We start from the raw sequence: 15,059 nt of genomic DNA on the forward strand, positions 1-15,059 counted from the left end.
GACAAGCAAAGCTCCGCTTTACGCCGCGATGTAGCGATCGAAGGAGCCGTTTTGCTTGGCTGCATCCAGTTCGGCCAGAACCTGCTCACGGCTTTTGGACGCCACGTTATCCTGGCCGGGAAAGTTGAGTGCGTGTCATGATGTTAGCTCCTTGGATTCAATGATTGGCCGAAATGCTGGGATCAGCTTGTTCCGGTAGAAAGTCGGCGAGGTGTTTACCGTTGATTTCGTCGATGGAGTAACTTTAATACTTCCTGATAATTGAATAAATATGCTGGAATGATATATACTATTTCTAAATATGAAATAATATAGACATCTACAGGAGAACAATTTGGATCACTTGCTTGCCATGCAGGTTTTCGAACGGGTGGCCGACGAAGGTGGATTCGCAGCTGCTGCACGTGCACTGGATGTGTCGCCGCCCGTGGTCACGCGCCTGATCGCTGAACTTGAGACCCACCTTGGCACACGGCTCTTTCAACGCACAACGCGGCGCGTCTCGCTCACCGAAGCAGGAGCAGCCTATCTTGAGCGAGTACGCCAGATTCTCCAGGATGTCGAGGAAGCGGATGGTATCGCAAGCGCACACACGCGTGAGCTTGCCGGGCGCTTGCGTGTTCATACGCAACCCGTGCTGGCCAGCTATGTGCTGGCGCCGCTGCTATCAGGCTTTCGTCAGCATCACCCCGGCATCATGGTCGACATCGACGTAGAGACGCACCGTGAGCCACCCATTGAAGACTACGACATAACCTTGCTGGGGGTAGCTGCCGGATTTGATGCAGATATCGTGGCCCGAAAGATAATCGAATCAGAAGTCATTATGGTCGCGTCACCAAGCTATATAGCCAGAAAAGGAACGCTGAAGCAGCCCGCTGATCTGGCTGCGCACGACTGCCTGCGGCTGAAATCCCCGGGCGCACCGCTGCGAGCCTGGCGCATCTGGCAAGACGTGGATCCCGACAACGTTGTTGAAGTAAGTGTTGCCCCGGTACTCGTCGCCAATCATACGGATACCTTGTTGCGTGCCACGCTGGACGGGGCCGGCATTACGTCGGTCGCGCTCGATATCGTCGCGCCTTATCTGGCGCGCGGCGAGATGGTCAGGGTGCTGAACCCATGGATCACCGGACGGCTGGCCATGTATGCTGCCCTGCCCAGTCGCAAGTTCATACCCGAGCGCTCGAAGGTGTTTCTGGACTATTTGGCGGAACAGGCACGCAAGCAAAACGAGGAGGCGTTAAGGGCATGTTCGTTTTGTTAGCTGCGGAAAAAAGCACTGTGAAGGCGCGCTTTCAACGAAGAAGATGTGCGACGTAGAGGGTTCGAACCCCTGACCCCGGGCTTAGAAGGCCCGTGCTCTATCCAACTGAGCTAACGTCGCATTGATTTGGTGTGAGGGCGCATTTTACATTAGGTAGCGCAAACATTCCCACCCGATGCTACAGTCTATTTCGTCTTACTACCAACATCCGCATTTTATGGCATATCTATTTCGCCAAGTGCGCATAATAAAAGTTTGCGTGGCCCTGCTGGGCACGCTGCTTCTGTGCGCAACCGCTACTGCCGGCATCAGCTACCGGCTGCAACAAACCCACGCTGTTCCAGGCGAAACCGTTAACGTACGTGCAGTACTGTTCAATGATACCGACAGTGTCATGAGCTGGACTGCACCCGGGAATCTGGTCTTGCAATGGCGCAATGAAAGTGGCCAGACCATACGTAGCCTGGCTTACCTGGAAGGTGCACCCGCCGCAATCAGCATACCTGTCAACAACTTTATCAAGCTGTCCTGGCGCGCCGTCGTCCCCACCGAAGCGCAAGGCTTGCAAGCGGTGAACATCGAAGGTGACGCCACCTTGCTGGCGCTGGATACCAGCCCCAGGGAAAACAGCCTGATCGCCGGTACGCCTGCGGCAGTGCCGGTCATTGATGCCGGTGCCGCCGGCAGCGGCTCGCTCAGCGATCCCCCCCTGCCCGACAACGTGGTTGCTGCTACCGGCGCCTCGGTTGAACAGGGTCCGGCCGTGAACTCGACCCGCCAGCTGGCCTCAACCTCATCGTCGCCAGCGTTCGACAGATTCCGCAATGCCATTTCCGCCTATGAGCCGATCTACTTCGACTTCGGCACCAAGAACGGCAAGAACGCCCGATACCAGATCAGCTTCAAATACAGGCTGTTTACGCCTGACGATCCGGAAAATCCTGAATTCCTTGATCATCTTTATCTTGGCTACACGCAAACAGCACTTTGGGATCTGGATTCAGACTCCTACCCGTTTGTAGATACCTCTTTCAAACCCAGCCTGTTCTGGCGCAAAGATGCCTTGTGGCAATCGCCAAGCAAGAACTGGTTTGTGGGCCTGGCCAGCGGCATACAACATGAATCCAATGGCAAAAGCGACGAGGATTCGCGTTCTGTGAACTACGGTTATATACAGCCGGAGCTGAACTATCGTTTCGATGGCGGCAGCACGCTGACTTTCGCACCGCGCATCAAAGGCTATTTCGGCGGCGGGGATCATAATCCCGACTACCGCGACTACGCCGGCAATGTCGACTGGCAGCTGCGCTATGCGCAAGATAACGGTCTGGTGCTCACCGGCCTGTACCGGCACGGCAGCAGCGGCCACAACATGACTCAGATAGAAGCGGCATGGCCTTTGAAACGTACATTCCTGAATATGAACGGCTACCTGCATGTTCAGTACTTCGAAGGCTATGGTGAAACATTGCTTGGGTATAACCAGCGCAGTGATGGTCAGGTACGTGTAGGGATTGCTCTGGTGCCGTAGTCGGGAAGTGCATACACTAGGGGCAGAACGTGAAACACAGGAGACACCTCTAATGAACGCCCCCCAGGATCAGGCAGCATTATCGAAACTGGCCACCGTTACGCTGGACGACAAGTACACGCTCGAGCGTGGCCGCGCTTATATGAGCGGTACCCAGGCGCTGGTGCGTCTGCCCATGCTGCAGAAAGCACGGGATCAACTTGCCGGCCTGAACACCGCGGGCTTTATTTCGGGTTATCGCGGCTCGCCCCTGGGTGCCCTGGATCAGGCCTTATGGAAAGCCAGGCAGCATCTGCAAGACCACGACATCGTCTTCCAGCCAGGATTGAACGAAGACCTGGCAGCTACCTCGGTATGGGGCACGCAGCAGGTCGCGCTTTATCCCGATGCCACGCACGATGGCGTATTCGGCATGTGGTATGGCAAGGGGCCGGGGGTGGATCGGTCCATGGATGTCTTCAAGCACGCCAACTCGGCGGGTACATCCCGGCACGGTGGCGTACTGGTGCTGGCGGGCGATGACCACGGCGCCAAATCCTCCACCGTCGCCCACCAGTCCGAGCATGATCTGCTGTCTGCAGGCATTCCGGTGCTGTACCCGTCAAACGTTCAGGAATACCTGGACTACGGCCTGCATGGCTGGGCCATGAGCCGGTACTCCGGCCTGTGGGTGGCCATGAAATGCGTAACCGAAGTCGTCGAATCAACGGCGTCGGTCGAGATCGATCCCGATCGCACCCGCATCGTCATCCCCGACGACTTTATACTGCCTCCCGACGGCCTGAGCATACGCTGGCCCGATCCGCCGCTCGAACAAGAGGCCCGGCTGATGGACTACAAGTGGTATGCGGCCCTGGCCTATACGCGTGCGAACAAGCTGAATCGCGTCGTTATCGATTCCCCCCGCCCTCGCCTGGGCATCATGACTGCCGGCAAGGCTTACCTTGATACCCGCCAGGCGCTGGCCGACCTGGGGCTGGACGAAACGACCTGTGCCGCGATCGGCATACGCCTTATGAAGGTGGGCTGCGTGTGGCCATTGAATGCCCAGGATGCACGCGAGTTTGCGACCGGCCTGGAAGAGATTCTGGTGGTCGAGGAAAAGCGCCAGATACTCGAATATGCGCTCAAGGAAGAACTGTACAACTGGCGCGACGATGTGCGTCCCAGTGTCTATGGCAAGTTCGACGAAAAAGACAACTCAGGCGGGGAATGGTCAGTGCCGCGTGGCCAATGGCTGCTGCCGGCCCGTGGCGAGCTGTCACCGGCCTTGATCGCCCGCGCCATTGCGCGCCGTCTTGAAAAATCCGATCTGCCGGCCGAGCTGCGTGCGCGCATTGCCGCGCGCATTGCCATTATCGACGCCAAAGACAAGGAACTGGCCGGCACGCAGGCAACCATCGATCGCAAGCCCTGGTTCTGTTCAGGCTGTCCGCACAATACCTCCACGCGCGTACCCGAAGGTTCACGCGCTCTGGCCGGCATAGGCTGCCACTACATGACCATCTGGATGGATCGCAACACCGAGACTTTCAGTCATATGGGGGGCGAAGGCGCGGCATGGATAGGCCAGAAGTCGTTTACCCGCGAAAAGCATGTGTTTGCCAATCTGGGCGACGGCACTTATTTCCACTCCGGCATACTGGCGATACGGGCTTCGATCGCAGCCAATTCCAACATCACCTACAAGATTTTGTACAACGATGCCGTGGCCATGACTGGCGGGCAGCCCGTAGACGGCATACTTAAGGTCACTGATGTGATTGCCCAGGTTCATGCCGAAGGTGCCCGCAAAATTGTAGTGGTGACCGACGAACCCGAGAAATACAAAGGCGTGTCACTGGTGGGCAATCCGCCGGTCTATCACCGCGACGAGCTCGATCGCGTGCAGCGTGAACTGCGCGAGATCGAAGGCACCACGGTACTGGTGTACGACCAGACCTGTGCCACCGAAAAGCGCCGGCGCCGCAAGCGCGGCGCCTACCCTGATCCCGCCCGCCGGGTCTTCATCAATGACGAGGTCTGTGAAGGCTGTGGCGACTGCTCGGTCAAGTCCAACTGTCTTTCAGTCGAGCCGCTCAATACGCCCAAAGGCAGCAAGCGCAAGATCAATCAGTCTTCCTGCAATAAAGATTTTTCCTGTACAAATGGTTTCTGTCCCAGCTTTATTACGGCCGAGGGTGCCCAGGTTCGCAAGCCCAGACCAACGACAGGCGCTGCCAACGTACAAGACACACCTTTGCCCCTGCCCGTACTACCAGCCCTGCAAGGCAGCTACGGCATACTTATCACCGGCATAGGCGGCACCGGCGTAGTCACGATAGGCGGGCTGCTGGGCATGGCCGCCCACCTGGAAAACAAAGGCGTCACCGTGCTCGACATGGCCGGTCTGGCCCAAAAAGGCGGCGCCGTGCTCAGTCACGTACAAATTGCCAGCCAGCCCGATGAACTTCACGCAACACGCATTGCGACCGGCGAAGCCGCGCTCATCATAGGCTGCGATGCCATCGTGACCAGCTCTGCAGAAGTACTGTCCAAAGCCCAGAAAGAAGTCAGCTATGCCGTTGTCAACAGCGCAGCCGTTCCCACTGCCGATGTCATCCGGAACGCAAGCTGGCAGTATCCGCAAGCCGCCGTCGAAAGCGGGCTGACTCAATCCATAGGTTCACACTGCAACTTCCTGGACGCCAATGCGCTGGCCGTGCACTTGATGGGCGATGCCATCTATGCCAACCCGCTGCTGCTGGGGTACGCCTGGCAAAAAGGCTGGGTACCGCTGGCGCATGAAAGCCTGGTCCGGGCCATCGAACTGAATGGCGTCATGGTCGAGAAAAACCTGGCTGCATTCGAATGGGGACGCGCAGCCGCGCATCTGGGTGCGCAGGCCATCATGCCGGCTCCAGCCCCGGCTCAGGTCGTCTCGCTGCCTGAATCACTTGATACCCTGATCAAGCGCAACATCAACTGGCTGAGCGATTACCAGAATGCAGCCTATGCCGATCGGTATCAGGCCGCAGTGGAAAAAATACGAGAGCGTGAAGCAGGCCTGGCAACCGCCCGTGGCCTGCGCCTTACGCGCGCAGTGGCGCGCAACCTGGCCAAGCTCATGGCCTACAAAGATGAATACGAAGTCGCCCGGCTATATACCGACCCGGCCTTCACTGAAAAGTTGCGTGCGCAATTCGAAGGCGAACCAGGCAAGGACTATCAGCTGAATTTCCATCTGGCTCCGCCCCTGCTGGCGAAGAAGAATGAAAAGGGCGAGCTCATCAAGACAAAATACGGGCCCTGGGTCATGTCGGTTTTCAAGATTCTTGCGCGTGCCAAAGGCCTGCGCGGCACGGCACTGGATCCTTTTGGCAAAACTCATGAGCGGCGCCAGGAGCGCCAGCTGATCAGCGACTATTTCGACCTGATCGATGAGTTCGAGAAAAGTCTGACAGACCAGAATCTGGCTGCTGCGATAGAGCTCGCCAGTCTTCCCGACGATATTCGTGGCTTTGGTCACGTCAAGGAAAAGAATCTGCTGCAAGCCCAGGCGCGCCGCATGCAGCTGCTGGAAAGCTACCGGCAGGCCGGCTTGCTTAACAAGGTTGCCTGAGGCGCCTGGCGCGGGGCTGCCTGGCGCGGGCTACAGCGCCAGATGCTCCCGGCGTACGGCTTCGTCGCCAGCCAGCTCCTGCATCGTGCCGCTATAACGAATCACGCCCTTTTCCAGCACATAGGCGCGATCCGACACCAGCTGTGCAAAATGAATGTTTTGTTCAGACAGCAGCACACTGGCCCCGCGCGCCTTCAGCGCCAGAATCATCTCGGCCATTTGCTCGACGATTAACGGAGCCACACCTTCCGAGGGTTCGTCGAGCAACAGGCAATAAGGATTGCCCATCAGGGTGCGTGCCACAGCCAGCATCTGCTGCTCACCGCCGCTCATGGATCCGGCTGGCCGCTGCTGCATATCGGCCAACGGGGGAAACAGCTCGAATACTGAATCGAATGTCCAGTTCAAACCAGGCGTGCCATCGGGCCATGTCCTGCCGGCCTGCTGCCCGGTGATCAGGTTCTCCCTGACCGTCAGCTCGGTAAATATGCGTCTTTCTTCAGGCACATAGCCCAGCCCCATGCGGGCGATTTCGTATGACTGGCGCTGGCCAAGCTCTTGTCCCATGAAGGAAACACGCCCACGACGCCGGGCCAGCAAGCCCATTATGGCCTTGAGCGTAGTGGATTTGCCGGCACCATTGCGCCCCATCAAGCCAACGACCTCGCCGCGTTTCACTTCCAGACTCAGGCCATGCAATATATGCGCAGCACCATACCAGGCGTCAAGGCCCGATACCGACAGAACGGGCTGGCTGTCGTCGCTCACCGGGCTCATGCGCCCTCCTGCAAAATATCGGGACCCATGGTTTTGCCACTGCCAAAATACACTTCCTGAACCTTGGGGTGCTGACGCACCTCATCGACACTGCCTTGCGCAATCAGCTTGCCGCGCGCCAGCACAATAACGCGATCAGCGTGCGCAAACACCACATCCATGCTGTGCTCGGTAAACAGCACGGCAAGCTGGCGCTGCACAACCAGCTCCTTGACCAGACCCACGAGTGCATGGCGCTCGGCAGGTGCCATCCCGGCCGTGGGCTCATCCATGAGCAGGACACGCGGATTGCCCGCCAGACTCATGGCCAGTTCCACCCGCTTCACGTCGCCATAGGCCAGCTCGCTGCAGGGCCGTTCGGCCTGATCCTGCATGTTGACCTGTCCGAGCAAATGCATGGCCTCATCCCGATACAGCCCGGCCGCGGGGCGCCAGAACGAAAATATGCGTCGATGATGGGACAGCAAAGCCATTTGCACGTTCTCGACAACGGACAAAGACGCAAACGTTGCTGCAATCTGGAAGGTGCGGCCAACGCCCTGATGCGCAATGTTGCGGGAGCTCAGGCCCAGCAGCTCTTTACCGTCGAGCTTTACCGATCCCTGTGATGCAGGCAACTGCCCTCCCATCATGTTGAAAGTGGTCGATTTACCCGCGCCATTGGGCCCGATCAGTGCCAGCAATTCGCCCGGATTCAAAACGAAGCTGACTTCATCGACGGCGATATTGCCGCCGAAGCGCTTGCTTAGTTGCCGGACCTCAAGCAGGCTCATGACTGCCTCCCGCGTTGCATGAGCGCAGCAGCGAAGCCTGCTATTCCTTGGGGAAACACCAGCACGATCAACAAAATGACGGCACCGAACAAGGCGCGCCAGTATTCGGTGATACCTACAAAATAATCCTGCATGATGGTAAAGGCCGCTGCACCGGCCACCGGACCGAACAGTGTCTGTATGCCACCCAGCAGCACCATGACCAGACCGTCTACCGACTTGCCTACCGTCATGACTTCGGGCGAGGTACTGCCTTTCGAAAATACATACAGGGCACCTGCAAGGCCGGCCAGCAGGCCGGCCACGACAAAGGCAGACCACTGCATACCTTTCACATGTATGCCTATGGCATCAGCCCGAAGGGCCGAGTCGCGCACGGCACGCAAGGCGTAACCGAACGGAGCAAAGGCCATGCGTCGAACAACGACCACAGCAAGCGCCACGACAGCCAGCACAAAATAATAATAGGCATCACCAGAGAGCCAGGCCTCGGGCCAGATACCGACAATGCCGTTGGATCCACCCGTTACATCGTCCCATTGATACACGATGGACCAGACGATCTGCGCAAAGGCCAGTGTCAGCATGGCCAGGTACACACCCGTCAGGCGTATGCAGAACCAGCCGAATACCACGGCAGCCAGCGCAGCGGCCAAAGGTGCCGCCAGCATGGAACCCATCATGCCCAGGCCCAGCGACTTGAACAGCAAGGCCGCTGCGTAAGCCCCGATGCCGAAATAGGCAGCGTGCCCGAACGTAGTCATGCCGCCCAAACCCATCATGAAATGCAGGCTGACGGCAAACAATACGGCCACCAGCATGTCCTGCGCCAATACTGCTGCGTAGGGCAACGATCCTGACAGCAACGGCAAGGCCAGGAAAACCAGCAGCAACACAACGGCCATCCATTTGAACGACCGGGTGGCTGCGCGCAGGGGCATATCGGGCATGGCAGCATGGCGCACCTGTGCGAGCGGCTTGCCCAGCAGGCCCCAGGGCTTGAAGACCAGCACGAAGGCCATGAAGATGAACTCCACCACCAGTGTCAGCTTGGGAAAGGCTATGCTTAAGCCGGCAATATCAACCACACCCAGCGCTATGCATAAAGCCTTGAGCTGGGCGATGATCAATGCAGCCAGGTAAGCGCCCGGAATCGAGCCCATGCCCCCGACCACAACCACCACGAAAGCATCCCCGATCACGCTCATGTCCAGCATCAGGCTGGCGGGTTGCCTGGGGATTTGCAGCGCTCCGCCCAGACCGGCCAGGAAAGCGCCCAATGCAAATACGCCCGTAAACAGCCAGGCCTGATTCACACCCAGGGCGCCCAGCATTTCACGATCCTGGGTGGCTGCACGTATCAAAGTGCCCCAGCGCGTACGGGTCAGCAATAACCAGAGCACGAGCAGCACTACAGGGCCGATCACGATCAGGGCCAGATCGTAGACCGGCATATAGCGGTTAAAGATCTGCACCGCGCCGTTCAGCCCCGGAGCCAGTGGCCCCAGCAAGTCATCGGGCCCCCACAGCCACAATGCCATATCGTTGAAGACCAGCACCAGCGCGAACGTGGCAAGCAACTGGAACATTTCCGGGGCGCGATAAATACGCCGTAAAAGCAGGATCTCGACCAATGCACCCAGTACGCCCACGACCAGCGCCGCGCAAATCAGGCTGCCCCAGAACCCCAGAGGAGTGTGCCCCCATACGCTGACGATGGTATACGCCACATAGATGCCCAGCATATAAAGCGAGCCGTGGGCAAAATTGACGATACGGCTGACGCCGAAAATCAACGACAGACCCACTGCCACCAGAAACAGCGAAGACGCCTCGGCGAAGCCGTTCAGTATCTGAACGAGGTAAGCACCTAACTGCATAGTATGACGGTGCCCGCAGGCACCGTACCCTTGCTGAAGAAAATGATGGCTTAGTCAGCCGAGGCCGGACGCCACTGCCTGACTTGCTCGTCAGAAGGCAGGACGCTGGCTCCGTCTATATATTCAATATCGGTCATGATGCCCTTGCCATCCTTGATAGCCAGCGTACCGACGTAGGCGCCCATGGTGGACTGATGATCGATGCCACGATAGGTAATGCGCCCCACAGGGGTATCGACCTCAAGTCCCTTGAAGGCTTGCACCATGGCTTCGGAGTCGGTTGAGCCCGCCTTCTTGATGCCGGCAGCCAGCGACACGATGGCGTTGTATCCGATGATGGTTCCCAGCCTTGGATAATCGTCATAGCGTTCCTGATAGGCCTTCAGGAAACGGTCGTGCTCGGGAGTATCAATGGCATACCAGGGGTAGCCGGTTACCACCCAGCCCACGGGAGTTTCTGTGCCCAGAGGATCAAGATATTCAGGCTCACCCGTCAACAGGCTGACAACAGAAAGATCCTTGAAGAAATTGCGCTGCGTGCCCGCCCGCACGAACTTCGCCAGGTCAGTGGCAAACAACACATTGAACACGGCTTCGGGCTTGGCATCGGCAAGTGCCTGAACGACATTGCCGGCGTCTATCTTGCCCAACGGAGCGGCCTGCTCGGCAACGAACTCAACATCGGGCTGGGCTTGCTTGAGCAAGGTTTTGAAGGTCGTGACCGCAGATTGTCCGTATTCATAGTTGGGATACACGATGGCCCATCTTTTCTTGTTCATCTTGACGGCCGCCGGGATCAGCATCGCCACCTGCATGTAGGTGGACGCACGCAAACGGAAGGTGTAATGATTGCCGTCAGCCCAAACAATCTTGTCGGTCAGTGGCTCGCTTGCCAGAAAGAAACGTTGCTTGTGCTTGGCAAAATCGGTAACTGCCAGACCCACGTGCGACAGGAATGTGCCCGTCAGCACATCGACCTTGTCACGGGTGAGCAATTCTTCGGCCGCACGCACTGCATCGCCCGGATTCGAATTGTCGTCGCGTACGATGAGTTCCAGCTGCTTGCCGTTAACGCCCCCGGCTGCGTTGATCTGCTCGACAGCCAGTTCCATACCCATTTTGTAAGGCCCAAGGAAGGCCGGCTGGGTTTTATAGCTGTTCAGCTCGCCGATCTTTATGGTGTCCTGGGCATGCGCGAAGACGCCGGCGGTACCAAGGGCAAGCGCCCCCAATAGCTTTATATAGGGTGTAGCTCGTTGCATAATAGACAATTCCTGTGCATTGCTTGCGATCAAAACCTGCTAAATTGTACGCAATATAAACGTGGCAGCGTACAGAGCTTGTGGTTCGCCTGGCTCACGCACCCAAGTTCACACATGTACTTGCCTCACAATACGCATATAACTGCGTTCCAACCAAAGGCTTTCCTGCCCTCCGATGCGCCACCTTTCCCTGATTTTTATTGTTTCCAGTCTTTTCCTGCTTACATTCAGCCGTTGTGCACTGGCAACGTGGCAGTGGGAGCGTGTTCAACAGGCAGGCGGTTTACTGCCTATTTTAAAGGGTGGATTGCGCATCGACGCAAACCAGATCGCCATCCTTGCCGGCATTCCCCTGCTGCTGTCGCCCTGGTTGGGACATTTTCCGCTGGCGGTCGCGATTACCGGCGTCTGGTTCCAGATCGCCTGGTTCCTGCTGGTCTTGCTAGAGGTATCCACCCCTCAATTCATACACGAATATGACACCCGCCCCAATCGCCTCTACGTTGAATACCTCAAACATCCACAAGAAGTGTTCGGCATGCTCTGGAAGGGCTACAAACTTGTGATAGGGGCTGCGCTCATTGTGCTTGGACTGCTCGCATGGCTTGCCCATGGCATGTTCGCACATGGCAGCCCCGACGCGATCATGGCATGGTGGCAGAGCATTCTGTTTTCCTTGGTCGCGGCCGCGCTGATTTTCCTGGCCATACGTGGCACGCTCAAGCACAGACCCATCAACCCGTCCACGGTCGCCTATTGCGGCGACAGCATGCTTAATTCCTTGCCGCTGAACTCGCTGTATAGCGTGTCCTACGCCATTTACAGCATGAAGAACGAGCGCTCGGCTGCTGACATATACGGCAAGCTGGCGACCGAAGACATCAACACCATCGTCTTGCAAAGCGCCGCACTGCCTGCGGGCCCGACCGATATTCCCACACTGCACAGCCAGATTCCTTTGCAGAAATGCAGCCGGCCGCTGAATCTGGTCATGATCGTTCAGGAAAGCCTGGGCGCCCAGTATGTAGGCAATCTGGGGGGTTCCGGCCTGACTCCCGAGCTGGATGAACTGGCCAGGTCGGCCTGGAACTTCACACGCGCCTACGCGACCGGCACTCGCTCCGTGCGTGGGCTTGAAGCAGTCACCGCCGGTTTCCCGCCAACCGCCTCGGATGCCGTGCTGCGCCTGTCAGGCGCCCAGAGCAACTTTTTCACACTGGCTCAATTGCTGAAGCAGCACGGCTACCTTTCACGTTTCATCTACGGTGGCGAAGCGCATTTCGACAACATGAAGAGCTTTTTCCTGGGTAATGGCTTTGACGAGCTGCATGACCGGCCTTCGTTCAAGGACCCCGAGTTTGTCGGCACATGGGGCGCCAGTGATGAAGACATGTTCAACAAGCTGCACGAATTGCTGGATCAGCCCCCCGCCCAGCCTACCTTCACCCTGGCCTTTACTGTAAGCAACCATTCGCCATGGGAATATCCGTCCGGACGGATTGCTCCCGATGGCAACCCTGCCACAGTTGAAAATACCGTGCGCTACGCCGACTGGGCCATGGGCCGGTTCTTCGAACAGGCAAGGCAAAGCCAATACTGGCAGGACACGGTTTTCCTGATTGTGGCCGACCACGACGCACGCGTGGGTGGCGCCAGCCTGGTTCCTTTGCGACACTTTCACATTCCGGCACTTATCCTGGGCGCCGACGTTCCGGCCAGGCGCGACGACCGCCTGATCAGTCAGATAGACCTGCCCCCTACCCTGCTTTCCATTATGGGCGTGGCCGGCGAGCATCCCATGATAGGCCGCGATCTGACCCGGGCGGGCGGTGACCGGGCCATGATGCAGTATGGCGAGAACTACGGCTATCTGAAAAACGACCAGCTCATCGTACTGGAGCCGCACAAAGCCGCATCCCAGTACCGGTACACCGCACCTGCCACCTATGTACCTGAATCGCTGGACGAGGAACTGGCGCGGGAAGCGCTGGCCCACGTTTTGTGGCCCAACTGGGCTTATCGCAACCAGGCATATACGCTGCCACATCTGCGACAAAAAAATTAGTTATTCTTAAAACAATACAATACATGCACCAAACTGAAAGGAATTAATAATGGAGTTGCTGCTTGACCCCGCCGCGTGGGTCGGCTTGTTGACACTGGTAGTCCTGGAAATTGTCCTGGGCATAGACAATCTGATATTCATTGCCATACTGGCAGACAAGCTTCCGCCGCAGCAGCGGGACCGTGCCCGCGTCATAGGCCTGTCCCTGGCCCTGGCCATGCGCCTGGTACTGCTTACCGGCATATCATGGCTGTTCAAGCTTACCGAACCACTATTCTGGGTGGGCACACTAAGCTTCTCGGGGCGCGATCTCATACTTATCCTGGGCGGTTTTTTCCTGGTTTTCAAAGGCACCATGGAAATGCACGAACGTGTGGAAGGCAAGGCCCACACGATTTCAGGCTCACGCATGTATGCCAGTTTCTGGGTCATCGTCACACAAATCGTGGTGCTCGACGCGGTATTCTCCCTTGATGCCGTGATTACGGCCGTGGGCATGGTGGATCACCTGGCGGTCATGATGGCAGCCGTAACCATCGCCATCGGCATCATGCTGGTAGCCTCCAAACCGCTTACCCGCTTCGTGAGTGCCCACCCCACGGTGGTAATTCTGTGCCTGGGTTTTCTTCTGATGATAGGTTTCGCCCTGGTAGCCGAAGGCTTCGGTTTCAAGGTACCCAAGGGCTATCTGTACGCCGCAATCGGCTTCTCGGTTGCCATTGAAACCCTCAATCAGGTTGCAAGGCGCAACCTGATGAACTCTGACAGCCAGCGCCCGATGCGCGAACGTACCGCTGAGGGTATTTTGCGCATGCTGGGCAAACAGGCTGTAACCAACGACCCGACGGCCGAGATTTCGCCCGATGCCGTTGCACCGCAGACTTTTGCGGTGGAAGAGCGCAATATGGTCAGCGGCGTGCTGCATCTGGCCGACCGCAGCGTGCATTCCATCATGACGCCGCGCAACGACATCACCTGGATCAACCTTGAAGACGACCCGGACAAGATCCGCCAGGAAATCAGCAACACCCCCCATGGCTTCTTTCCCGTCTGCCAGGGCACGCTGGATAACATCGTGGGCATAGGCCGGGCCAAAGATATGATTGCCGACCTGATACAGAACCGCGCAATCAATCAGAACAAGCTGCGTCCGCCCATCATTGTTCATGAAACCGTGCGCATACTCGACCTGATCGAAACCCTCAAGACGGCACGTGGCCAGCTTGTGATCGTCATCAATGAGTTTGGCGCGGTAGAAGGCCTGGTAACGCCCATAGACGTATTCGAAGCTATCGCCGGCGACTTCCCCGATGAAGACGAAACGCCCGATATCATCTCGGCCGGCGAAAACAAGTGGATTGTCGACGGCGGTACCGACCTGCATCATTTCGAGCAAAAACTCGAGATCGCGGGGCTGCTCGATGACGAAGACGAATACAGCACCCTGGCGGGCTATATGCTCAGCCGCTTCGACCGCTTGCCAGAGGTTGGCGACAAGCTCAAGTTCTCGCACGCTGGCCAGGAATACCGCCTGAAGGTACTGGAACTGGAGGGACGCCGTATTGCAAGAGTACAGGTCCGGCGCCGCCCAGAGGACGAAGAACAGGTTTCCGGTGCGCCCGACACCGACGCAGCCTAGATTTTCATGTTATAGTAGCTGGCTGTTATGAATTCGGGGCGTAGCGCAGCCTGGTAGCGCATCTGGTTTGGGACCAGAGGGTCGAAGGTTCGAATCCTTTCGCCCCGACCACATAACAACAAAAAGAAAGCCTACGCTTGATGCGGGCTCTTCCCCATTATCGGGGGATCAGCACATTCTTCAAACTCGGTTAATCACACCATTCCAACCGCATTGAGCCAAGACTCTTAATCGGTAATTCTCAAAATTCCTAAAGCCATACGC

9 protein-coding genes and 2 tRNA genes are annotated in these 15,059 nt (G+C 57.6%); 6 read left to right on the top strand and 5 right to left on the bottom strand.

What is annotated here, in order from left to right:
- Positions 1 to 334: 334 nt before the first annotated feature.
- The gene (locus LKR43_RS09790) at positions 335 to 1,267 is read left to right on the top strand and encodes a LysR family transcriptional regulator (RefSeq protein ID WP_227683868.1); all 933 of its coding nucleotides are present in this window, start codon (positions 335 to 337) and stop codon (positions 1,265 to 1,267) included.
- A gap of 46 nt (positions 1,268 to 1,313) precedes the next feature.
- Here LKR43_RS09790 and LKR43_RS09795 read toward each other — a convergent pair.
- Positions 1,314 to 1,387: transfer RNA gene (locus LKR43_RS09795), tRNA-Arg, on the bottom strand.
- A 97-nt stretch (positions 1,388 to 1,484) separates the two neighbouring features.
- Here LKR43_RS09795 and LKR43_RS09800 point away from each other — a divergent pair.
- Positions 1,485 to 2,798: a phospholipase A gene (locus LKR43_RS09800; protein ID WP_227683869.1), complete on the top strand. Its 1,314-nt coding sequence runs from the start codon at positions 1,485 to 1,487 to the stop codon at positions 2,796 to 2,798.
- Between the two features lie 52 nt (positions 2,799 to 2,850).
- Positions 2,851 to 6,399 carry an indolepyruvate ferredoxin oxidoreductase family protein gene (locus LKR43_RS09805; RefSeq protein ID WP_227683870.1) on the top strand — a complete coding sequence of 1,183 codons (3,549 nt, stop codon included), beginning with the start codon at positions 2,851 to 2,853 and terminating at the stop codon, positions 6,397 to 6,399.
- 30 nt (positions 6,400 to 6,429) lie between these two features.
- Here LKR43_RS09805 and LKR43_RS09810 read toward each other — a convergent pair whose 3' ends face one another.
- From LKR43_RS09810 to LKR43_RS09825, 4 genes are read right to left on the bottom strand one after another with little or no spacing between them, the layout of a single operon-like run.
- Positions 6,430 to 7,176 carry an ABC transporter ATP-binding protein gene (locus LKR43_RS09810; RefSeq protein ID WP_227683871.1) on the bottom strand — a complete coding sequence of 249 codons (747 nt, stop codon included), beginning with the start codon at positions 7,174 to 7,176 and terminating at the stop codon, positions 6,430 to 6,432.
- On the bottom strand, positions 7,173 to 7,949 hold the full coding sequence (locus LKR43_RS09815) for an ABC transporter ATP-binding protein (protein ID WP_227683872.1): 777 nt from the start codon (positions 7,947 to 7,949) through the stop codon (positions 7,173 to 7,175). Before LKR43_RS09815 ends, LKR43_RS09810 begins: the two co-directional genes overlap by 4 nt.
- The gene (locus LKR43_RS09820; RefSeq protein WP_227683873.1) at positions 7,946 to 9,829 is read right to left on the bottom strand and encodes an ABC transporter permease; all 1,884 of its coding nucleotides are present in this window, start codon (positions 9,827 to 9,829) and stop codon (positions 7,946 to 7,948) included. The genes LKR43_RS09815 and LKR43_RS09820 overlap by 4 nt, the downstream gene beginning before the upstream one ends.
- Before the next feature lie 50 nt (positions 9,830 to 9,879).
- Entirely contained in the window at positions 9,880 to 11,091 is a 1,212-nt protein-coding gene (locus LKR43_RS09825; protein WP_227683874.1) for an ABC transporter substrate-binding protein, read from the bottom strand.
- A 175-nt stretch (positions 11,092 to 11,266) separates the two neighbouring features.
- On the opposite strand from LKR43_RS09825, the gene LKR43_RS09830 reads away from it, so the two are divergent.
- The 3 genes from LKR43_RS09830 to LKR43_RS09840 all read left to right on the top strand — a co-directional run bounded on the left by LKR43_RS09830 (position 11,267) and on the right by LKR43_RS09840 (position 14,906).
- Positions 11,267 to 13,156, top strand: coding sequence for an LTA synthase family protein (locus tag LKR43_RS09830; protein ID WP_227683875.1), 1,890 nt, complete (start codon positions 11,267 to 11,269; stop codon positions 13,154 to 13,156).
- Positions 13,157 to 13,205: 49 nt separating this feature from the next.
- A complete protein-coding gene (locus tag LKR43_RS09835; RefSeq protein WP_227683876.1) occupies positions 13,206 to 14,795 on the top strand; it encodes a TerC family protein in 1,590 nt (529 codons plus the stop codon).
- A gap of 34 nt (positions 14,796 to 14,829) precedes the next feature.
- Positions 14,830 to 14,906 (top strand) — tRNA-Pro (locus LKR43_RS09840).
- Positions 14,907 to 15,059: the final 153 nt, after the last annotated feature.

Origin of the sequence: Pusillimonas sp. MFBS29, assembly GCF_020687695.1 — a bacterium.
In the GTDB taxonomy this organism is placed as follows: Bacteria; Pseudomonadota; Gammaproteobacteria; order Burkholderiales; family Burkholderiaceae_B; genus Pusillimonas_C.

What these genes read in the sequence shown, in the direction of transcription:
- LKR43_RS09835 (WP_227683876.1), top strand. Translation starts at nt 13,206, where the DNA reads ATGGAGTTGCTGCTTGACCCCGCCGCGTGGGTCGGCTTGTTGACACTG.
- LKR43_RS09805 (WP_227683870.1), top strand. Translation starts at nt 2,851, where the DNA reads ATGAACGCCCCCCAGGATCAGGCAGCATTATCGAAACTGGCCACCGTT.
- LKR43_RS09820 (WP_227683873.1), bottom strand. Translation starts at nt 9,829, where the DNA reads ATGCAGTTAGGTGCTTACCTCGTTCAGATACTGAACGGCTTCGCCGAG.
- LKR43_RS09830 (WP_227683875.1), top strand. Translation starts at nt 11,267, where the DNA reads ATGCGCCACCTTTCCCTGATTTTTATTGTTTCCAGTCTTTTCCTGCTT.
- LKR43_RS09815 (WP_227683872.1), bottom strand. Translation starts at nt 7,949, where the DNA reads ATGAGCCTGCTTGAGGTCCGGCAACTAAGCAAGCGCTTCGGCGGCAAT.
- LKR43_RS09810 (WP_227683871.1), bottom strand. Translation starts at nt 7,176, where the DNA reads ATGAGCCCGGTGAGCGACGACAGCCAGCCCGTTCTGTCGGTATCGGGC.
- LKR43_RS09800 (WP_227683869.1), top strand. Translation starts at nt 1,485, where the DNA reads ATGGCATATCTATTTCGCCAAGTGCGCATAATAAAAGTTTGCGTGGCC.
- LKR43_RS09825 (WP_227683874.1), bottom strand. Translation starts at nt 11,091, where the DNA reads ATGCAACGAGCTACACCCTATATAAAGCTATTGGGGGCGCTTGCCCTT.